Here is a 19,128-nt window from a genome sequence, read left to right as displayed (position 1 = left end):
GCCCGTGCGGGTGTCGGCGCAGCTCAGCGCGAGCGGATCTCCGATCGCAGCACCTCCACCACGCGCTCGATTTCGGCACTTTTGAGCGAGCTCGCGAGAGTGAAGCGCACCGCCGTCTGCGCGAGCTCTGGCGGGATGCCCATCGCGAGCAACGTCGGCGAGGGTTCGTCTTTGCCTGCAGCGCAGGCCGATCCGGAAGAGACCGCGAAGCCTGCCGCGTCGAGCGCGATAAGCAGCGATTCACCGCTCGCGGAGGTCATCACGAAGGAGGCATGCCCAGGCAGGCGCTCGATCGGATGCCCGGTGAGCTGGGCGCCAGGCACTTCGGCAAGCACACGCTCGACAAGTTCGTCGCGGCTGCGCATGAGGGCGAGGGCGCGGCTGCCGATGTCGTGCGAGGAAGCGGTGACGGCTGCCGCGAAACCCGCGATCGCCGCCACGTTCTCAGTGCCGGAGCGTCGACCGCCCTCCTGCCCTCCGCCGTGCAGCAGAGCTTCGATCGGCAGTTGCGCGCGTACGAGCAGCGCACCGGCTCCCTGCGGGCCGCCAAATTTATGCGAGGCCACAGTCATGGCGTCAATTTCGGGTCCGGGCCAGACGGCCGCCCCAGGCCCGGAACCACCGCTCCCGCCAGCACCGAACGAGACTGGCAACGAAGCCGCCGCCTGCACCGCGTCGGTGTGCATGAGGGCTCCGCGAGCGCGAGCCTCCGCGGCGATTTCGGGCACAGCCTGCACGGAGCCGATCTCGGCGTTCGCGAGCCCCACCGAGACGAGCGTCGTGTCGTCGCGCAGCACCGCCCGGATCGCAGCAGGATCGACGCTGCCTTGTGCATCAACGGGCACTACGCTCAGCTCGAATCCGTGCACGCGCTCAAGGAAGCGGCAGCTCTCAAGCACCGAGGGATGCTCGATCGGTGTGGTGACGATGTGGCGCCCGCGCGGCGCGGCGAGGGCCAGCCCGATGATCGCAAGATTGTTGGCTTCGGTGCCACCAGAAGTGAGCACTACTTCACTCTCCCTGGCGCCGAGCGCGGAGGCGATGGCCGCTCGCGCGGCCTGCAGTGTCTGCTGCGCGCGATGTCCGGCCTGGTGCACGCTCGACGGGTTGGCAGGCCCAGCATCGAGCACCGCGAGCATCGCCGCGCGCGCTTCCGGCCGCAGCGGCGCCGTCGCGGCGGCATCGAGATAGCGGCGATCTCTTCGAACTTCGGTGGCGTGCGTGCGGTCCGCAGCAACTCCGGCCGCGCGCACGCTCATCGCGCGTCCAGTCCCAGGTCGAGCGCTCGTGCGCCGTGGGTGAGTCGGCCGACAGAGATCACGTCCACACCTGTTTCCGCAATGCTCGCGACAGTGCTGAGATCGACCCCGCCGCTCGCTTCCACCACAGCGCGGCCGTCGATGAGGCGCACGCCCTCCACCAGCTCGGGGATCGAGAAGTTGTCGAGCAGGATGCCGGTCGGCGCTGCGGCGAGCACGGGTGCGATCTGCTCGAGTCTGTCGACCTCCACAATGATCGCGGTGGTGTGTCCGGCGCGATCTCGCAGGCCGCGCAGCGCAGCCGTGATGGAGGCATCGTCGACGGCACCGAGAGCGGCGAGGTGGTTGTCCTTCACCATGATCGCGTCGGAAAGACTGAAGCGGTGGTTCGTTCCTCCGCCCGCGCGCACCGCATGCTTTTCGAGCGCGCGCAGGCCCGGCGTGGTTTTGCGGGTGTCGGCGATGCGGGCGCGGGTGTGGGCGACGGCAGCAGCGTACTCGGCGGTGAGGGTTGCGATCCCGCTGAGGCGCTGGCAGAGGTTGAGCGCCACCCGCTCCCCCGTCAGCACACCGCGGGCCGGGCCTGTGATGCGGGCGAGCGAGGCCCCCGCCTCGAAGGCAGCTCCGTCCTCGGCGAGCTCGGTCACCTCGATGCGCGGGTCGAGTTGGCGGAAGGTCTCTACGAGCAGCGCTCCTCCGGCGAACACCCCTGTCTCCCGTGCGACAAGGCTGGTGTCGATGGCGGCGCCCGCAGGAATGGCGAGCTCTACGGTCAGGTCACCCCAGGGGGTGTCCTCGGCGAGGGCTGCGCGCACGACGGATTCGATGAGGTGGGGGGTTAGCACTGCGCGAGGCTCCTCTGCTGTGGGTGGTTGGGCCCGAGCACGGGCTCGGCTGGCGCGTGCCTGGGGGATGATGCAGGAGGCACTGATCCGGGTTGGGGTGCCACAGAGGCGAGCCGCTCGGGAAGACGTGGCGGCGCGGAACGGCGAGCACACGTCGGGGCCGGCGGATCTGCGATTTCGAATACAAAGCCGCGGCGCCGCGCCTGGGCCGGATCGGTGGCGGGCGCATCGATGCGCTGGTGGGCGCCGCGGGACTCGCAGCGGGCCTCGGCGGCGAGCGCGATCATCGCGCGCAGATTCGCCGCGGAACACTCACTGTGCTCGGGCTGCTGCGCCACGGGTGTTCCTGCATCGGAGCTGGCGGCAGCCGCAGCACCAGTTGCAGCATCAGCATCAGCATCAGCATCAGTACGAGCATCGGCACCAGCGCCAGCACCAACACCAGCACCAGCACCAGCACCAGCACCAGCTCCCAGATTGCCCTCGACCCCTGCCCCGAGCCCGACCGTCTCAGGCACGGCCTCGGCAACGAGCGCGCGCATCCCTGTCCCTTCCAAGCTCCAGGATGCGCGCGAAGCTACGAAGTCGGCGGCGGCGAGGCCCGCCCGCTCACCGAACACGAGGCCTTCGAGCAGCGAGTTCGAGGCGAGCCGGTTCGCCCCGTGCACCCCCGTGGCGGCGGTCTCGCCGGCTACGAAGAGCCCGGGGACCGAGCTGCGACCCCGCAGATCCGACGCCACACCGCCCATCGTGTAGTGGGCGGCAGGTGACACCGGCACCGGCTCGCGGCGCCAGTCAAACCCGCTTGCGGTTGTGGCCGAGGTGATCGCCGGGAAGCGGCGCGCCAGGGTGCCTGGGCCGCCCCCACGTTCGATCCCCGTCGCGTCGAGCCACAACCTCGGCTCCCCTCGCTCCTGCATCACTCGCCGCATCTCCCGCGACACCACATCGCGCGGTGCGAGTTCGGCGAGCGGGTGTCTGCCCACCATGAATCGCTCCCCCGACCCGTCACGCAGCACGGCTCCGGCACCGCGCACGGCTTCTGAGACGAGCACACCCGAACCGTCGAGCACCGTGGGATGGAACTGCACGAACTCCAGGTCGGCGACCACCGCACCGGCACGGGCGGCGAGCATCACTCCCTCACCCCGCGATGATGCCGGATTGGTTGAGCGCGCATACAGCCCGGCGTAGCCACCAGTGGCGAGCACCACCGCATCGGCTCGGCAGGTCTCGCGCGATCCGTCCACCAAGTTCTGCAGCACAGCACCGTTCACCGCGCCGGCATCGCTCAGCAGCTGGACAGCGACCCGCTCCTCAATCAGCTCGATCCGCCCGGCCGCCACCTCGGCACGCAAGAGCGCCACCAGATGCCTGTGCAGCACCGCACCCGTGCGGTCGCCGCCGGCGTGCACAATGCGGGCGTAGCCGTGGGCCCCCTCCAGCCCCAGACGCGGGGCGCCGGACGCCGCGCGATCCGCCGCGAAGCCCTGTCGCAGCAGCTGCCGCACCGCCGCAGCCCCGTCACGGGTCAGCACAGCCGCGGCTTCGAGATCGACGAGCCCCACCCCAGCAGCCACCGTATCGGCAAGGTGCGCCTCGGGTGTATCTCCGTAGCCGATCGCCGCCGCGATGCCGCCCTGCGCCAGCGCAGTGCTGCCGCCCACCGCGCCGCGAGCGTCACCGCTCGCACCGCCCGCTTCCAGCCGACCTGGCACGACAAGCGCCGTCGCCGCACCCGCCCGAGCCGCTGCGAGCGCGCAGGAGAGCCCCGCAACCCCCGAGCCGACGACGAGCATCATGGTCGTGCCGCGAGCATCCGCTCGAGGGCGACGCGGGAGTCGCCGGCCACCTCATCCGACACCACGATGCGGTTCGGCACCGAGCCCGCAACGAGCGATTCCAACGTCCAAGCGAGATACGCGGGGTGGATGCGATACATGGTGGAGCAGGGGCACACCACCGGGTCGAGGCAGAACACCGTCAGCTCGGGATGCTGCTCCTGCAGCCTGTTGACGAGGTTGATCTCGGTGCCCACCGCAATCACATCGCCGGGCGACGCCGCCTCGATCTCCTTGCGAATGTACTCCGTCGATCCCGCGCCGTCTGCGGCTTCGACCACCGCGGCAGGGCACTCGGGGTGCACGATCACGCGCACTCCCGGGTGCTCTGCCCGCGCCTGCTCGATCTGCTGCACGGTAAACCGCTTGTGCACCGAGCAGAAGCCGTTCCAGAGAATCACGCGCGCCTCGCTCAGCTGCTCGACGGTGTTGCCACCGAGCGCGAGATGGGGCCGCCATAGCGGCATCAGCTCTTCGGAGATGCCCATCGCCTTCGCGGTGTTGCGTCCGAGGTGCTGGTCGGGGAAGAACACTACGCGCTGGCCGCGCTCGAAGGCCCACTCGAGCACCGTGCGGGCGTTCGACGAGGTACAGACGATGCCGCCGTTGCGCCCGCAGAAGGCTTTGATCGCGGCCGATGAGTTCATATAGGTCACCGGGATCACAGGCTGCAGACCGTTCTCGGTTTCGGCGCCCAGTGCCCCGGTCAGCTCCTCCCAGCAGCGCTCCACCTGCTCGATCGTCGCCATATCGGCCATGGAGCATCCGGCTGCGAGGTTGGGCAGCACCACTGCCTGCGAAGGCCCGGAGAGGATGTCGGCGGTCTCGGCCATGAAGTGCACGCCGCAGAACACGAAGGCTTCGGCTTCGGGGTGCGCCTTTGCAGCCTGCGCCAGCATGAAGGAGTCGCCCACGAAGTCGGCGTGCTGCACGATCTCGTCGCGCTGGTAGAAGTGGCCGAGGATTCGCACCCGTTCGCCGAGCTGCTGCTTGGCTGCGACGATCCACTCGTGCAGCTGCGCATCGCTGGCGTCGGTGTAGCGCTGGGGCAGCGGCCCCTGGCGGGGTGCGTCGCCGGGGATCGGGTCAGGTGCCGACGCTCCGGGCCCGTAGCCGGGGGCGCGGTCGATGGCCCAGGGGTCTCTGGCGAGGCCGGAGTCGCAGCTGGAGACGCCCGTAGCCCGCAGGGCGATAGGTCGACGGTGCGAGGCCTGGCCGCCAGCGGGTTGCTGCGGGGGGCGGGCGGTGCGTTCGCGCTCGGCGGCGGCTCGGATGAGTTCGTGCACGCTCGTCATGCTGTGCTCCTCGGTGCGGGGTTGTGGGGCGCGGCTGGCCGGCCCGGGTGGCCGGGGGGCCGCTGCGGATCCTCCCGGAAGCGGTAGAGGCGTGCGGGGCGGTGCCGCGTGCCGGTTTCGGTTTCGCCGGTGTCGACGAGGTGGCCCTGTGCGAGCGCCTGGCGTCTGAAATTCGCGGGGTCGACGGCCTCACCGAGCACGGCCTCGGTCACGGCGCGCAGCCGCCCGAGGGTGAATACCGGCCCCAGGAAGCGGTGCGCCACGGCCTCGTACTCGGTTTTCGAGCGCAACCGTGCGAGGGCGTAGGCCACAATATCGGCGTGGTCAAAGGCCAGGTCGGGCAAGTTGTCGGCTGAGAACCAGGCCACATTGGGGTCCGGATCGCGGGTTGCCTGAGTGCTCCGCGTTTCGCGGCCTGGTCGGCCGTCTGCTCGCGCCCCGCTGTCGAAGGGCTCGGGGTCGTCCCAGCGTCGCGGGTGTTGGCGGGTGCGCGCGTGCTCTGCTGTGTCGGCGGCCGCGACGGGCGACGCGAGCAGTTCGCGTTCTCCATAGAGTGCCCAGTAAGCGATGGTGACCAGGCGCTGCGCCTCGGCTGAGCGTTCGACACCGCCGAAGGAGTAGAGCTGTTCCAGGTAGCCGGGATCGCGCCGCACTGCATCGCGGAGTGTGCGCAGCGCCGTGTCGGAAAGAGTCTCATCCCAGCGGGTAGGACCGCCAGGCAATGCCCAGCACCCATGAAAGGGTGCGCGTGTGCGGCGCACCAGCGGCAGCCAGAGCGTGATCCCAGCACCCGCGGCTGCGCTTGTTTCAGCGACTGCTCCCGTGATCGTGTCACCGATGAGCGCGTCCTCAGGTGGCACGAGCGCGAAGGCGACTGTCGAGACCGCCACTGCCGGGGGCATGGTTCGGCGCTCGCTCACGCTCGCGGTCTCGTAGGGCACGATACTCCCTGTTCGGTGCTCATCTGATGGCGGCGGGCATCCTGTGCACCACCATCAGCAGCTTATAGTCAAACTGACTATAAGTGAATTACGCCGAGAGCGCACCTTCGCCAAGGACACAAGAAGGTCACGAGACTGTCGCATTTGCGGCATCTGGGATAGGCTCGCCGCAAGACCAGTAATGCCGAACGTTGGAGCAGTCCAGACACGTTTTATCGCTGCGGCCCGCCGCAGCACGCACCACCAGTCTCCACGTCGGCGCCGTCGCCGTGGCACCCCGGTCGCTCTTTGCGACCAGCAACACACGAAGGAAACACACTATGGCCATCGGCACCGTGAAATGGTTCAACTCCGAAAAGGGCTTCGGCTTCATCACCCCCGACGACGGAGCTTCCGACGTCTTCGCGCACTTCAGCGCTATCCAGGGCAACGGCCGTCGCGACCTCTTCGAGAACCAGCGCGTCGAGTTTGACGTCGAGCAGGGCCCCAAGGGTCTGCAGGCGAGCAACATCCGCGCTCTCTAAGCACAGCGCGACACCGGCGGGGGTGCGGGGCTTCGGCTCCGCACCCCCGCTTTTCGTTTCAGTGCCTCATCCTCCAACGCTCACCCCCGCAGCCGGTAGTGCAGATACACGATCCCGTTCTCAAGGCTGCGCTGTTCAAGCAGTTCGAGTTCGCAGCGCAGATCATCCGGAAAGAACCGCGTGCCGCCGCCCACCACCACCGGCGCGAGGTAGATCTGCAACTCGTCGACGAGCCCGGCGCGCAGGGCGTGGCCCGCGAGCTCGGGCCCCTCGATCGTGAGGTCGTGCTCGAGTGTGCGCTTCAACTCACGGATCTCGTCAGGGTCGAAGGCGCGGCGCAGCGTCGTGCGGGCGCTGCGTGGCTCGTCGAGCGTGGTCGAGTACACGATCTTGTCGCAAGCTCGCCAAAGTCTCGCGAACTCCGCGATCCCTGGCGGCATCTCGGCGTCCTGATCGGCGGTCTCCCAGTAGACCATCATCTCGTACATGCGGCGCCCGTAGAGGTAGGTGCCGACGGATCGGGTAGCCTCCGCGACAACGGCGTGCAGCTCCTCGCTCGCCATGCCCCAGTCGAAGCCACCCGCCGCATCCTTCGTGTAGCCGTCGGCCGAAACGACCATCGAATAGATCAACAGGCCCATCAGCGTCTCCTTTGCTCGCCGCGCGCGATCCGCTTCCAGTATCGCCCGGCCGGGTCGTTCGCGCACCCCGTGTTTCGATCAGCCGCGATCCGAGCATCCCGCATCACACTGGCAGCCGAGCTACGCACGCACCCCCTCACTCCACCCTGTTTTGTACACTCGCCACACCCGGTTCGACAGCGCTTCGCCGCTCGCACTACATTCGGGGCACCGCCTCCGAACTGAAACGGGGATCCATGTCAGAGCCGACGTACCCACACCTCCTCACGCCCCTCGATTTAGGCTTCGTCACGCTGCCCAATCGCGTGCTCATGGGCTCGATGCACCTCGGGCTCGAAGAGGCCCCCGACGGCGCCGAGCGTCTCGCCGCGTTCTACCGCGAACGCGCCCGCGGCGGTGCCGCGCTGATCGTGACGGGTGGCATCTCGCCCAACGACGAGGGGCGACTCACCCCGGGCGCCGCCACCCTCGAATCCGAGGAGCAACTGCCCCACCATCGCGTCATCACCGACGCCGTGCATGAGGAGGGTGGGCGGATCGCGCTGCAGATTCTGCACGCCGGCCGCTACGGCGCGCACCCCAACATTGTGGCCCCGAGCCCTATCCAAGCTCCCATCTCGCCGCTCACCCCACGCGAGCTAACCGACGCCGAGGTCGAGCGCACCATCGACGACTTCGCCCGCACGGCCCGCCTCGCCCAACTCGCCGGCTACGACGGTGTAGAGATCATGGGCTCCGAGGGCTACCTCATCAACCAGTTCACGGCGCGCCGCACCAATCACCGCGACGACCGTTGGGGCGGCAGCCTCGATGGCCGGCTGCGCTTCCCCGTCGAGATCGTGCGCCGCGTGCGCGAGGCCGTCGGCGAGCGCTGCATCGTAATTTACCGGCTCTCGATGCTCGAACTCGTGCCCGACGGCGCAACCTTCGACGAGGCGCTGCAGCTCGCGCGTCTCGTCGAAGCCGCGGGTGCCACCATGATCAACTCGGGCATCGGCTGGCACGAGGCCCGCGTGCCCACCATCGCAAGCTCGGTGCCGCGCGGCGCGTTCTCGTGGGCGACCCGGCGCTTCGCCGACGCCGTATCGATCCCGCTCATCACCACCAACCGCATCAACACCCCCGCCACAGCCGAGCGGCTGCTCGCTGAGGGCTGCGGCGATATGGTGTCGCTCGCGCGGCCGTTCCTCGCCGATCCCGAGTTCGTGCGCAAGGCCGCCGCGGGCACCCCCGAGCGCATCAACACCTGCATCGGCTGCAATCAGGCCTGCCTCGACCACACCTTCTCCGGTCGCCCGGCTTCCTGCCTGGTGAACCCGCGCGCGGGGCACGAAACCGATCTCGTCATCGGCCCGACGGTTACGAAGAAGCGGATCGCGGTTGTCGGTGCAGGCCCGGCAGGGCTCGCCTGCGCCACCACGGCGGCCTCGCGCGGTCACGCGGTGACCCTGTTCGAAGCCTCGGATCGCATCGGCGGGCAACTGAACGTGGCGTTGCAGGTGCCGGGTAAGAGCGAGTTCCGCGAGACGCTGCGCTACTTCGGGGTGCGGATCGTGGAAACGGGCGTCGAGCTGCGGTTGGGCCATCGGGCCACAGCCGAGGCCCTAGCCGCTGAAGGCTTCGACGAGATTGTGGTGGCGACGGGCGTGGTGCCGCGCCGACCCGACATTCCCGGCGTCGATCACCCCAGCGTGCTCGGGTATCTCGATGTGCTGCGCGAACAGGCCCCGGTGGGCGATCGCGTCGCGATCCTCGGTGCCGGCGGTATCGGCTTCGACGTCGCCGAGTATTTAACGGCACCCGCCGACGATCCCGGATGGAGCGACGCGGCGGCTGAGGATCCGGCGGCACTCGACGCGTTTCTCGCGCACTGGGGCGTCGACCGCGACTTCACTGGTGCCGGCGGCCTCCGCCCGCCCGTCGAGGAACGGCCCACACGCAGTGTCGTGATGCTGCAGCGCAAGGCAGGCAAGCTGGGGGCAGGGCTCGGCAAGACGACGGGCTGGATCCACCGCACCGAACTCGCGCGGCGCGGAGTGCGCATGGTGGCCGGCGCCGAGTATCTCGGCATCGACGACGACGGTCTACGGGTGCGGTTGCAGGCGGGCGAGACGGCTGCAGGCAGCAAGCCGCCCGGGGCAGCCGGATCCACCGCTTTGCATACCGAGGAGCGCGGGAGCACCGCTGAGACCGTTGCCATTGAAACCATCGCCGTCGACACTGTCGTGCTCTGCACCGGCCAGGAACCCTCGCGCGAACTGCACGACCGACTCGCGGCCCTCGGGATCGTGACGCACCTCATCGGCGGCGCCGACGTGGCCGGCGAGCTCGACGCGAAGCGCGCGATCGCGCAGGGCACGCGGCTCGCGGCGGAGCTGTAGCGGGTCAGGCGGCTCCTGCGCCACTTGCGCCACCTGCGCCAGCATTAGTTCGAGGGAGCTGAAAGCACCTCTCGGGCAACCGCGATTGCGTCATCCAGCGCGCGATCGAGGGGGTGCCGGCCGGCGCCGCGATCCGCCCACTCCCACACCGCAGTTACGAGTGCCGCCGCATAGCCGGCCCCGATCACGGCGGCGCGCACCGACTCGGTGCCGTCGCGTTCGAGCCTGTGTGCGATGGCGGTGCCGATCCGCAGCTGGCGCGCTGCCCGCCCCGCAGCAAGCTCCTGCTCGACCCCCATCGTGCGGGCATCGACGATCGCGAGCGCAAGCGTATCGGGTGCCTCACCCGCAGCGAACACGGCGAGCGCGTCGGCGAGTGGCTGCGCCGGATCGTCAAGCGCGCCGAGCAGCGCGTCGATCCGCCCATCGAACACGAACCACAAGATCTCTGATTTGCCGGCGAAATAGTTGAAGAAACTGGAGCGGCTCACCCCGGCGCGACGCGCGATCTCGGTGATCGAGGTGGCCTCGTAGCCCTGTTCAAGAAACAGCTCGCAGGCCGCGTCGGCAAGCACCTCGCGGGAGGAAGCGGGCGGCCGCCCACGCGAAGCTCTCATACCCACCACACTACCCCGCACCCTTGTCTCTCCCTCCTATCTCACCCCGGTCTGAGCTGTGGCGCCCAGGGGCGAAGCGCGGGGGGGCAACAACACCAACCCGCATGTAAGATAGCTTTGTTGAACCGGATCTAACAAATAGTTTCGGGTCGTTGCACCCTGAGGAGTTTCGCACCGCCATGTCCCCGCACCATCGCCGCCAGCTCACGCCTCTTGCACTCGCCGCGGTCGCCGCTCTCGCACTCAGCGCTTGTAGCTCTGCCGGCACCAACCACCAGCAGAGCGACACCCTCGTCTACGCGACCGGCGACGCCGAACCGAGCTGCCTCGATCCGCATGTGGGCGGCAACTACCCACAGGCGCTCATCTCGACGCAGTATCTCGAGCCCCTGGTCGGACGCGACTCAAGCGGCAAGATCCAGCCGTGGCTCGCGACCGAGTGGCAGGCAAGCGACGACGGCCTGACCTGGGATTTCACCCTGCAGGACGGCGTCACTTTCACCGACGGCACACCGCTCGACGCCGCAGCAGTCAAGGCGAACATCGAGCACCTGCAAGATCCCAATACGCAGTCCTCCACCGGTTACCTTGCGGTGCAGAAGATCGCCGAGATCGAGACCATCGACGATACGCACGTGCGCTTCCACCTCTCGGCCCCTGACTCGGCGCTGCTCGAGTCACTGAGCCAGCAGTGGACCGCGATCCAGTCGCCCGCCGGCATCGCACGCGGCATGGAGCAGAACTGCCAGGCCCCCATCGGCACCGGCCCCTTCATTGTCGAGTCGTGGACCCCGCAGCAGCAGGTCGACCTGGTGCGCAACGACGACTACCGCACCCCCGGCCCCGAGGCCGACCATGAGGGCCCGGCCCACATCGAACGCATTGAGTGGCGGTTTATCCCCGACGCGGCCACCCGCAACGCGGCGCTTGCTGCTGGCGAGGTGCAGGTCATCGACAACCCGCTGCCTGCAGACATCGTCGCTGCTGAGCAGAGCGGATCGGGCATCGAGCACATCGACGCCCCTCGCCCCGGCGCGGTCAACCGTATCGAGCTCAATTCGGGTCAGGCTCCCTTCGACGATGTGCGCGTGCGCGAGGCGTTCATTCGCGTCGCCGACCCAAACCCGGGCATCTCCTCGCTCTTCAAGGGTGTAGCCTCCCGTTCCTACTCGCCGCTCGCGAGCGTCGAACCCACTGCGGTTGCCGACAAGTCGTTGTTCGGCACGGATCCGGCGGCTGCGGCGAAGCTGCTCGACGAGGCGGGCTGGGAGATGGGATCCGACGGGGTGCGCGAGAAGAACGGCGCGAAGCTGACCGTGCGCTTCCCCGTCAGCACCAATCAGTCGACGGCTGCCGAGCAGTCGTTGTTCGAACAAATCCAGGCGAACGCCGCGGCCGTCGGTTTCGATGTGGTGATTGAACCTGTCGATCTGAGCAGCTGGTACGGCGCTCTCGCGGCGCACGAGTACGAGGCAGTGAGCGCCCCTTACACAAAAGTCGGCCCCGACGTGCTGCGCATCCTCTACCACTCCGACGGCACCATCCCGGCGCCCTCGGGCTACTTCGCGAACAACGCGCAGCTCAAGGATCCCGAGCTCGATGCGATCCTCGATCAGGCCTCGGCCACGCTCGATGAGGCTGAGCGCACCAAGCTCTACGCCGACGCACAACAGCGCATTCTCGAGAGTTTCACGGTGCTGCCACTCTACGATCAGCAGAACCACTTCCTGGTGAAGGGCGTCGAGGGTGTGACTACGCTCGGCACCGTGGCGACGCCCACCTTCGTCAACGCGCGTCTCGGCTGAAGCGGAGAGACGAGGAAGCCGAGGGGCAGTACACGTGACAGCCAGACGGATCGCGCGCGCGGTCGCGAGGCGGCTCGGGTCTGCGCTACTGGTGGTCTGGTTGACGGCCACCGTGGTGTTCTTCGCGCTGCGGCTCTCCGGTGACCCGCTCGAGGCGATCATGGGCGGCCCTGGTTCGCAGGCGGGCGCCGAGGCGACGGAGCGGGCCCGGGAGGCCTACGGGCTCGACCGCCCGCTCGTCGTGCAGTATCTCGCGCAACTCTGGAACACCGTCACCCTGCAGTTCGGCGATTCCTACTCCCGGAAGCAGCCGGTGACCGAACTGCTCGCCGCGAACCTACCGCCGACGCTGCTCATCGCGACGCTCGCGCTGCTGCTCGCCTGGGTGCTTGTGGTGTGCGGCGCGCTCGTCGTGGCGCTCGCCGGTCACGGCCGCGCCGGCCGCGCAATCCGCTCAGCGATGGCCGGCGTCGAAACAGTGGCGTCGGTGGCGCCGCAGTTCTTCCTGGGTGCGGTGCTGATCCTCGTCTTCGTGAGCGGATTCGGCCTGCTGCCCGCCACCAGCGGATCGACGCCCGCGGGGCTCGTGCTGCCCGTGGTGACGCTCGCGGTGCCGATCGCGGGGTACCTCGCGCATGTGCTGCAGGGCTCGCTCATCGAGGCCGACGACGCCCCCTTTGCCGTCACGTCGCGCTCGCGGGGCGCGTCGGAGGCCCGGGTGCTGCTGCGCCACACGCTGCGCCACGCCGCACTGCCGGCGCTCGCTCTGTCGGGTTGGGCATACGGATCATTGCTGAGCGGCGCGGTGGTGGTTGAGGCGCTGTTCGCACGGCAGGGCATCGGGAGGATGCTGCTCGAGGCGGCGACTGTGCGCGATGTACCGGTGGTGATCGGAGCGGTCGTGGTGATCGCGCTGCTCTACGTGGGGATCATGCTGCTCTCGGATGTACTTGAGCAGTGGGTGGATCCGCGGCTGCGCCGCCGGGACGGGGTGCGTATATGAGAGCGATGCGGATCGGCGGGAGCCAGGTCGGCACCGCGTTCTGGCGCGGTGCCGGGTTCGATGCCGCCCGGAGTTTCGGATGGTCGGGATGGATCAGCACGGCGATCCTCGTGGTCGCGCTGATCGCGGTCTGCGCACCGCAGCTGCTGGCCCCCGGTGATCCGCTCGCCGTGCACCCGGCCGATGGTTTCCAGCCGCCCTCGTTGGCACACCTCTTCGGCACCGACGAATCGGGCCGCGACCTCTTCACCCGCGTCGTGCACGGAGCCGCCGCCTCGGTGGGCATCGGCCTCGCGGCGACCGGTATCGGGATCGGTTTTGGGGCGGTGCTCGGCTTCGCGGCGGGGCTCGGCCCGCGCTGGCTCGACAGCTCGCTCGGCCGCGTCTTCGAGGTGCTGTTCGCGTTGCCCACGCTCGTGATGGCGCTGCTGTTCATCTCGGTGATGGGGTCCGGCCCCACCGCGTCGATCCTCGCGATCGGCCTCGCCACGATCCCCGGCTACGCACGAATGCTGCGCGCCCGCGTGCGCGGCATCGCCGCGAGCGGCTATGTGGAGTGGGCGCGTCTCGACGAGGTGGGGCCGGTACAGGTGTTCGTGCGACACATCGCCCCGAACTCGCTGTGGCCGTTGGCTTCGGCTGCGACGCTCGGGATTGGCCAGGCCATTGTGTGGGTGTCGGCGCTCGGTTTTCTCGGTCTCGGCGCGCTGCCACCTTCGCCGGAGTGGGGGGCGATGTTGAATGCGGGGCGCGTGTATCTGACGACGGCCTGGTGGATGACGGTGTGCCCGGGTCTCGCGATCGTGCTGGTCGCGGGGGCGCTCACGGTGCTGGGGCGACGATTGGGGGCTGCTCGTGGCTAGCTCGACTCAGGCAGGAGCGGGTGCGACGGTCGTGCTCGACGTCGAGGGGCTCAGCGTGACGCTGCGCGGCGGTGCGCCGGTGCTCGACGGCATCGATCTGCGGGTGCACGCCGGCGAGTGCGTTGCGGTGGTGGGCGAGTCGGGGGCTGGGAAGTCGGTGCTCGCGCGCACGCTGCTCGGTCTTATTCAGGCGGATCCGCGGTGGACCGTGGCGGCCCACTCCTTCGAGGCGGTCGGGCACGACGTGCGCCCCTTCACGCCGCGTCGGTGGCGGGGGCTGCGTGGGCGCGAGGTAGCGCTCGTGCTGCAGGATGCACTGCAGTCGCTCGATCCGCTGCGCACCATCGAAGCCGAGGTCGGCGAGGCACTGGCGGTGCGCGGGATCGGCCGCCGTGAGCGGCGGGCCGCCGTGATCCGCGCATTGGAGGCGGCGGGCCTCCCCGACGCCGCATCGCGCCTGCGGCAGCGGTCGGGAGAATTGTCTGGCGGGATGCGACAGCGTGCGCTGATCGCCTCGGCGCTGGTGCACGAGCCGGCGCTGCTGGTCGCCGATGAGCCGACCACCGCGCTCGACGCCACCACGGCGAGCCGCGTGCTGCAGCTCTTCAAAGAGGTGACACAGCGGGGCACGGCGGTCTTGCTCATCAGTCACGATCTCGCAAGCGTCGCCCGTGTGGCTGACCGCATCGTCGTGCTCGATCGGGGTCGCGTGGTCGAGCAGGGTGCTACAGAGCAGGTGCTGCACCGGCCCGCCCACGCCGTCACCCGCGCGCTCGTCGCGGCGATCCCGCGCGGCCCGAAACCGGGGGCGGCGAGCCGTGCCGTCTCCCCGCCCCTCGATTCCCCCGTGCTGCTCGCACTGCGCGGTGCCGCCCGTCGCTTCCCGGCTCCCACCGGTGCCAGCGCTGGCCTCCACGAGACCGACCTAGTGCTGCGACGGGGCGAGGCTGTGGGCGTGGTTGGTGAGTCTGGCGCGGGCAAGAGCACGCTCGCACGCCTCCTCGTGGGTGCCGAGCAACCGGATGCGGGTACGGTCGAGCGCGTCGACCCGGGGTGCCGCGTGCGGCTCATCCCGCAGGATCCGCTCGCCACTTTCGATCCGCGCTGGCGGGTCGAGCGGATCCTGTCGGCCTCGCTGCGCGATCCCGCTCGCTCCCCCGAGGCGCTCCTCGCGCTAGTGGGGCTCGGCCCCGAGTATCTGCGTCGCAGGCCAGCGACGCTCTCGGGCGGTCAGCGCCAGCGCGTCGCGATCGCGAGGGCGCTCGCCGCCGACCCCGATGTGCTGGTGTGCGACGAGCCGGTGTCGGCGCTCGACGTAACCACACAGGCGGGCATCTTGCAACTGTTGCGGGAGTTGCAGGAGAGGCAAGGCGTCTCGCTCGTGTTCGTATCGCACGATCTCGCCGTGGTGCGCAGCGTGTGCGATCGCGTGCTCATCATGCGCGACGGTCGCGTCGTCGAGTCAGGTGAGACGGAGCGGGTGTTCGCCGATCCCACCGACCCCTTCACCCGTGAGCTCGTCGCCAGCGCCACCGCCTGAGGCCCCGCCAGGCGTCCAGCTGTCGCCCGCGGCTGAGCGCCACCTGGGCTCGTTTCCCCGAGCAGCATACTGCGCCGGGCGTGTGGAATCTCGCGCTCAGAAAAGGAGCACGCAGAAGAACAGCCTTCGAGCGAATCGGGCCGTGTATCCTCGGCCCGGCCTTCGATCACCCTGATATCGGTTCGGGGTCTGCCGGGCAGTCCGAAGGAACGGGCCCAGGGTCGGCCGAACAACGTTCCACTTCTCCCCCGCGTGCGTTCGGTGCAGGATCGGCTCCGCACCCACTTTCGGTGACGGCGAAGCGTCGGTCCGGATCGAGCTGGGTGAGAATCCCGTAAGAGACCTCTGCGATCCGAGCGGCGCCCTCTTCTCCGAGGCCGGCAAACACGAGCGACTTCACCGCATCACTGTAGAGCGGCAAAGCGCGCCGATAGGCCGCGACCCCGTCCATCGACAGTGTCGCGTTCGTCGCCCGCCGGTCTGCCGCGCAGACCGATCGAACCACGAGCCCTTTTCGTTCAAGACTGTCAACCACGCGAGACAGACGCGGAAGGGTTGCGTTCGTACGCGCGGCAAGGGCGCTGAGCCGCAACGTATGGGATTCAGCCTCGTAGAGCGCTTCGAGGAGCGTGAACTCGAACGATGTGACCCCCGCACCTGCGATTCGGCGGTCCAGCTCTGTGGGCAGCAGTTCGAGCATCGCTCGCAAACGCGCAATGGCAACACGCTCCTGCTGATTCAGTCGGCTCATATCATCCATCCTAACTTTAGTTGTAGACGCAAGCAATTTGTGTTAGTTTCATCTACAAGTAATCTCTCGGCGTTACCGGACACCACTAACCGGAAGGAACGAATCATGACCAGCTACACGATCATCGGCACAGGAAACATGGGATCCGCGATCGGCGGTGTCCTGACCGCCGGTGGCGCCAGAGTGTCGCACCTCTCGCGCGAGCAGTTGCAGAGCGAGAGCATCTCGGGTGACGTGGTCGTGCTCGCCGTGCCGTATCCAGCGGTCGAGGGCATCCTCGCGGCGCACGGTGACCAGCTCGCAGGAAAAACGGTGGTAGACATCACCAATCCACTGAACTTCGAGACCTTCGACTCTCTGGTAGTGCCGGAAGGCAGCTCGGCGACGGCAGCGATCCAGGCACGGCTTCCCCAGAGCAAGGTGCTCAAGGCCTTCAACACCAACTTCGCCGCGACCCTTGTGAGCAAGCAGGTCGGCGGCGAGACCACTACGGTCCTGATCGCGGGCGATGACGCGCAGGCGAAGGCTCAGCTTGCCGGGGCGATCATCGCGGGCGGGCTGGCCGCCCTCGACGCCGGTTCGCTCAGCCGTGCACATGAATTGGAAGCACTCGGCTTCCTCCAGCTCACACTCGCCGCGAGCGAGAAGATCTCCTGGACCGGTGGCTTCGCTATCGCGAAGTAGCATCCCCACGTTGATGTCGAGGTGCCGCATGGCACCTCGACAAGATAGGAAACATCATGAGCACCTCGACTCACGACGAGATACTGAACGCGCAGACGACCATGGGTCCGGTCACACTCCGCGTCGGTGACATGCAGGTCATGTCCGACTACTATTCGGGCGCCTTCGCGCTCGAGCCCCTCGAAGAGGAAGCCCAGGGCAACGAGACGCATCGTGTACTCGGTCGCGGGCAGACCCCGTTCGTTCGCTTGATCCACACACCGAACCTTCCCGCGGTCGATCCGCGTCAGGCAGGCTTGTTCCATACGGCCTTCCTCTTCGACGACGCCGCGGGTCTCGCGGCGACGGTCTACCGCGCAGCGCAAGACCGCCGCGGCACCTTCACCGGCTCGAGCGATCACCTCGTAAGCGAGGCGTTCTACTTCACCGATCCGGAGGGCAATGGGGTGGAGCTCTACACGGATCGACCCCGAGAGCAATGGACACGGGTCGACGGCGAGATCCAGATGGACACCATCTTTCTCGACCCCAATGCCTTTCTTCGCGAGCACCTCAGCCCGGAGGCAGTCACTGCCGCACCCACCCAGGCGGGCACCGTCGGACACGTCCACCTTCAGGTCGGAGATCTCGCAACCGCGCGAGCGTTCTACATCGACACCCTCGGGTTCGAGATCACCCAGAGTCGATATCCTGGAGCGCTCTTCGCCTCAGCCGGCGGATACCACCACCACATCGCTATGAACACCTGGAACAGTCGCGGTGCCGGGCCCCGCGCGGCACAGCTCGGCCTGGCCGATGTCTCGATCACTGTGCCCGACCGGTCGGAACTCGATGCCGTTGCAGAACGTCTCCGCCGTCATAACATCGATTTCGCCTCAGACGGCAGAACGCTCGCGCTCGATGATCCATGGGGCACCCGTGTCACCCTCGCGATGCCCGGAGTCGCGACAGACGAGCTGATGGCCCGCTAGGGTCAGCCCACGCCGGAGCTCTCGCGGTAGAGGCCGACCAGCCCTTCGAGACCGCCCGCTTCGAATCGTTCGAGCTGGCGGCGGGCGGGGCCGCCGGTGCCGCGGAGGCGCTCGACGTAGCCGTGCACGCGGTCATGATCGCCGGTGCGGCGCAGTTCGGCCTCGACCGAATCGACCATGCGGTCGAGGGTGTCGAAGGCCGGCTCTGGGCGCGCGGTGAGCGGATCGATGAGCTCGGCTCCGAGACCGTCTCGGGCCGCCATCCAGATCGCACCGTTCACGAGGCCGGCCGCCGCTCGCGGCCTCGCCTTCCCCGCCTCAGCGTCGCGCAGCGCCCGATCCACAAGCGCCCGCACCAGCACGGCGAAGCAGACCGCATCCTCAGCCTCCAATTGCGCATCAGCGATCCGCAATTCCATCGTGGGGAAGTTCTGCGACAGCCGCGCAAGCCACGTCACCACACCGGCATCGAGCAGCACCCCGCTCTCGACAAGCTGCTCCACAGCGTGCGTGTACTCATCGCCGCTCGCGAACTCCGGCGGGAACCCCGCCACCGGCCACGACATGTTCATGACATGTCGCCAGCTCGCGAACCCTGTCGGTTCACCGCACCACAGCGGCGAGTTCGCGGTCATTGCGAGCAGTGCCGGCGCCCACGGAGCGAGCCTCGACAGCACCTCCACGCCCGCATCGGGCGACGGAATCTCCACATGCACATGTGTGCCAGTCACATACTGGTGCGTTGCCGCGTTGCGCAGCTGCGCGCCCAGCTCGCGATAACGCGACCTCGGCGTGACCGTGCCAGCTTCGTCGCCGCCCACAGGCGGAAGACCGCTGCCCGCCAGCACGATGCCGCGATCCGCCGCCTCCCGCGACAGTGCGCTGCGAAACTCCGTGAGCGTGCTGAGCGCCTCTTCGGCGGTGCGGCACACGGGAGTAGCGGTCTCGAGCTGGCTTGAGAAAAACTCGCGCTCGGCGGGAGCAACCGAGCGCGGCGCCGAACGCACAAGCTCAGCGGCCAGATCACTCGGCGTGCCGTTCCCGGCGTCGAGCAGCAGGTATTCCTCCTCGACCCCAAAACTGCGGAACTCGTCAGCTGCCATGTCGCCCTCCTTTAACCTCTGCCGGGCAGCGCGGTGCGCCCGGCTCAGATTCGAGCGTAAAGGT

General features: G+C 68.4%; 17 protein-coding genes. 8 read left to right on the top strand and 9 right to left on the bottom strand.

Annotated features, from left to right (window positions below):
• Positions 1-23: 23 nt before the first annotated feature.
• From WFL22_RS10660 to WFL22_RS10640, 5 genes are read right to left on the bottom strand one after another with little or no spacing between them, the layout of a single operon-like run.
• Positions 24-1,259: a cysteine desulfurase family protein gene (locus WFL22_RS10660; protein WP_336992758.1), complete on the bottom strand. Its 1,236-nt coding sequence runs from the start codon at positions 1,257-1,259 to the stop codon at positions 24-26.
• The gene (gene nadC / locus WFL22_RS10655) at positions 1,256-2,104 is read right to left on the bottom strand and encodes a carboxylating nicotinate-nucleotide diphosphorylase (protein WP_336992757.1); all 849 of its coding nucleotides are present in this window, start codon (positions 2,102-2,104) and stop codon (positions 1,256-1,258) included. The genes WFL22_RS10660 and nadC overlap by 4 nt, the downstream gene beginning before the upstream one ends.
• Complete coding sequence (locus WFL22_RS10650; protein WP_336992756.1) at positions 2,098-3,906, bottom strand: L-aspartate oxidase; 1,809 nt, start codon at positions 3,904-3,906, stop codon at positions 2,098-2,100. Before WFL22_RS10650 ends, nadC begins: the two co-directional genes overlap by 7 nt.
• Positions 3,903-5,240 (bottom strand): quinolinate synthase NadA, encoded by a 1,338-nt coding sequence (gene nadA / locus WFL22_RS10645; RefSeq protein WP_336992755.1) that lies wholly within the window; start codon positions 5,238-5,240, stop codon positions 3,903-3,905. Before nadA ends, WFL22_RS10650 begins: the two co-directional genes overlap by 4 nt.
• Positions 5,237-6,181 (bottom strand): NUDIX hydrolase, encoded by a 945-nt coding sequence (locus WFL22_RS10640; protein WP_336992754.1) that lies wholly within the window; start codon positions 6,179-6,181, stop codon positions 5,237-5,239. Before WFL22_RS10640 ends, nadA begins: the two co-directional genes overlap by 4 nt.
• Positions 6,182-6,501: 320 nt before the next feature.
• On the opposite strand from WFL22_RS10640, the gene WFL22_RS10635 reads away from it, so the two are divergent.
• Complete coding sequence (locus tag WFL22_RS10635) at positions 6,502-6,705, top strand: cold-shock protein (RefSeq protein WP_017883062.1); 204 nt, start codon at positions 6,502-6,504, stop codon at positions 6,703-6,705.
• Between the two features lie 80 nt (positions 6,706-6,785).
• Here the strand turns inward: WFL22_RS10635 and WFL22_RS10630 are convergent, their stop codons facing one another.
• On the bottom strand, positions 6,786-7,346 hold the full coding sequence (locus tag WFL22_RS10630; protein ID WP_336992753.1) for a dihydrofolate reductase family protein: 561 nt from the start codon (positions 7,344-7,346) through the stop codon (positions 6,786-6,788).
• Positions 7,347-7,582: 236 nt separating this feature from the next.
• Between WFL22_RS10630 and WFL22_RS10625 the strand changes: the two genes are divergently transcribed.
• Positions 7,583-9,727 (top strand): NADPH-dependent 2,4-dienoyl-CoA reductase, encoded by a 2,145-nt coding sequence (locus WFL22_RS10625; protein ID WP_336992751.1) that lies wholly within the window; start codon positions 7,583-7,585, stop codon positions 9,725-9,727.
• A gap of 44 nt (positions 9,728-9,771) precedes the next feature.
• On the opposite strand, the gene WFL22_RS10620 is transcribed toward WFL22_RS10625, so the two are convergent.
• Entirely contained in the window at positions 9,772-10,344 is a 573-nt protein-coding gene (locus tag WFL22_RS10620) for a TetR/AcrR family transcriptional regulator (protein ID WP_336992750.1), read from the bottom strand.
• A 179-nt stretch (positions 10,345-10,523) separates the two neighbouring features.
• On the opposite strand from WFL22_RS10620, the gene WFL22_RS10615 reads away from it, so the two are divergent.
• The 4 genes from WFL22_RS10615 to WFL22_RS10600 are packed head-to-tail and all read left to right on the top strand — an operon-like array spanning position 10,524 to position 15,555.
• Positions 10,524-12,149 (top strand): ABC transporter substrate-binding protein, encoded by a 1,626-nt coding sequence (locus WFL22_RS10615; protein ID WP_336992749.1) that lies wholly within the window; start codon positions 10,524-10,526, stop codon positions 12,147-12,149.
• 34 nt (positions 12,150-12,183) lie between these two features.
• Positions 12,184-13,152: an ABC transporter permease gene (locus WFL22_RS10610; RefSeq protein ID WP_336992748.1), complete on the top strand. Its 969-nt coding sequence runs from the start codon at positions 12,184-12,186 to the stop codon at positions 13,150-13,152.
• Positions 13,149-14,015, top strand: coding sequence for an ABC transporter permease (locus tag WFL22_RS10605; RefSeq protein ID WP_336992747.1), 867 nt, complete (start codon positions 13,149-13,151; stop codon positions 14,013-14,015). The genes WFL22_RS10610 and WFL22_RS10605 overlap by 4 nt, the downstream gene beginning before the upstream one ends.
• Positions 14,008-15,555, top strand: coding sequence for an ABC transporter ATP-binding protein (locus tag WFL22_RS10600; protein WP_336992746.1), 1,548 nt, complete (start codon positions 14,008-14,010; stop codon positions 15,553-15,555). The genes WFL22_RS10605 and WFL22_RS10600 overlap by 8 nt, the downstream gene beginning before the upstream one ends.
• 166 nt (positions 15,556-15,721) lie before the next feature.
• On the opposite strand, the gene WFL22_RS10595 is transcribed toward WFL22_RS10600, so the two are convergent.
• A complete protein-coding gene (locus WFL22_RS10595; protein WP_336992745.1) occupies positions 15,722-16,306 on the bottom strand; it encodes a MarR family winged helix-turn-helix transcriptional regulator in 585 nt (194 codons plus the stop codon).
• 105 nt (positions 16,307-16,411) lie between these two features.
• On the opposite strand from WFL22_RS10595, the gene WFL22_RS10590 reads away from it, so the two are divergent.
• Both WFL22_RS10590 and WFL22_RS10585 read left to right on the top strand, forming a co-directional pair.
• On the top strand, positions 16,412-16,990 hold the full coding sequence (locus WFL22_RS10590; protein ID WP_336992744.1) for an NADPH-dependent F420 reductase: 579 nt from the start codon (positions 16,412-16,414) through the stop codon (positions 16,988-16,990).
• Between the two features lie 56 nt (positions 16,991-17,046).
• A complete protein-coding gene (locus tag WFL22_RS10585) occupies positions 17,047-17,961 on the top strand; it encodes a VOC family protein (RefSeq protein WP_336992742.1) in 915 nt (304 codons plus the stop codon).
• Between the two features lie 2 nt (positions 17,962-17,963).
• Here WFL22_RS10585 and WFL22_RS10580 read toward each other — a convergent pair whose 3' ends face one another.
• On the bottom strand, positions 17,964-19,064 hold the full coding sequence (locus tag WFL22_RS10580) for a carboxylate-amine ligase (protein WP_336992740.1): 1,101 nt from the start codon (positions 19,062-19,064) through the stop codon (positions 17,964-17,966).
• Between the last annotated feature and the right edge of the window lie 64 nt (positions 19,065-19,128).

The organism is Leucobacter sp. VD1 (assembly GCF_037150695.1).
GTDB lineage: Bacteria > Actinomycetota > Actinomycetes > Actinomycetales > Microbacteriaceae > Leucobacter.
The sequence above is the reverse complement of the archived record's forward strand: the minus strand, read 5'-3'. Positions and strand labels throughout refer to the sequence as shown.

Coding starts and splice junctions, on each gene's coding strand:
- WFL22_RS10580 (WP_336992740.1), bottom strand. CDS start 19,064: ATGGCAGCTGACGAGTTCCGCAGTTTTGGGGTCGAGGAGGAATACCTG.
- WFL22_RS10635 (WP_017883062.1), top strand. CDS start 6,502: ATGGCCATCGGCACCGTGAAATGGTTCAACTCCGAAAAGGGCTTCGGC.
- nadA (WP_336992755.1), bottom strand. CDS start 5,240: ATGACGAGCGTGCACGAACTCATCCGAGCCGCCGCCGAGCGCGAACGC.
- WFL22_RS10585 (WP_336992742.1), top strand. CDS start 17,047: ATGAGCACCTCGACTCACGACGAGATACTGAACGCGCAGACGACCATG.
- WFL22_RS10630 (WP_336992753.1), bottom strand. CDS start 7,346: ATGGGCCTGTTGATCTATTCGATGGTCGTTTCGGCCGACGGCTACACG.
- WFL22_RS10595 (WP_336992745.1), bottom strand. CDS start 16,306: ATGAGCCGACTGAATCAGCAGGAGCGTGTTGCCATTGCGCGTTTGCGA.
- WFL22_RS10650 (WP_336992756.1), bottom strand. CDS start 3,906: ATGATGCTCGTCGTCGGCTCGGGGGTTGCGGGGCTCTCCTGCGCGCTC.
- WFL22_RS10660 (WP_336992758.1), bottom strand. CDS start 1,259: ATGAGCGTGCGCGCGGCCGGAGTTGCTGCGGACCGCACGCACGCCACC.
- WFL22_RS10625 (WP_336992751.1), top strand. CDS start 7,583: ATGTCAGAGCCGACGTACCCACACCTCCTCACGCCCCTCGATTTAGGC.
- WFL22_RS10620 (WP_336992750.1), bottom strand. CDS start 10,344: ATGAGAGCTTCGCGTGGGCGGCCGCCCGCTTCCTCCCGCGAGGTGCTT.
- WFL22_RS10615 (WP_336992749.1), top strand. CDS start 10,524: ATGTCCCCGCACCATCGCCGCCAGCTCACGCCTCTTGCACTCGCCGCG.
- WFL22_RS10590 (WP_336992744.1), top strand. CDS start 16,412: ATGACCAGCTACACGATCATCGGCACAGGAAACATGGGATCCGCGATC.
- WFL22_RS10605 (WP_336992747.1), top strand. CDS start 13,149: ATGAGAGCGATGCGGATCGGCGGGAGCCAGGTCGGCACCGCGTTCTGG.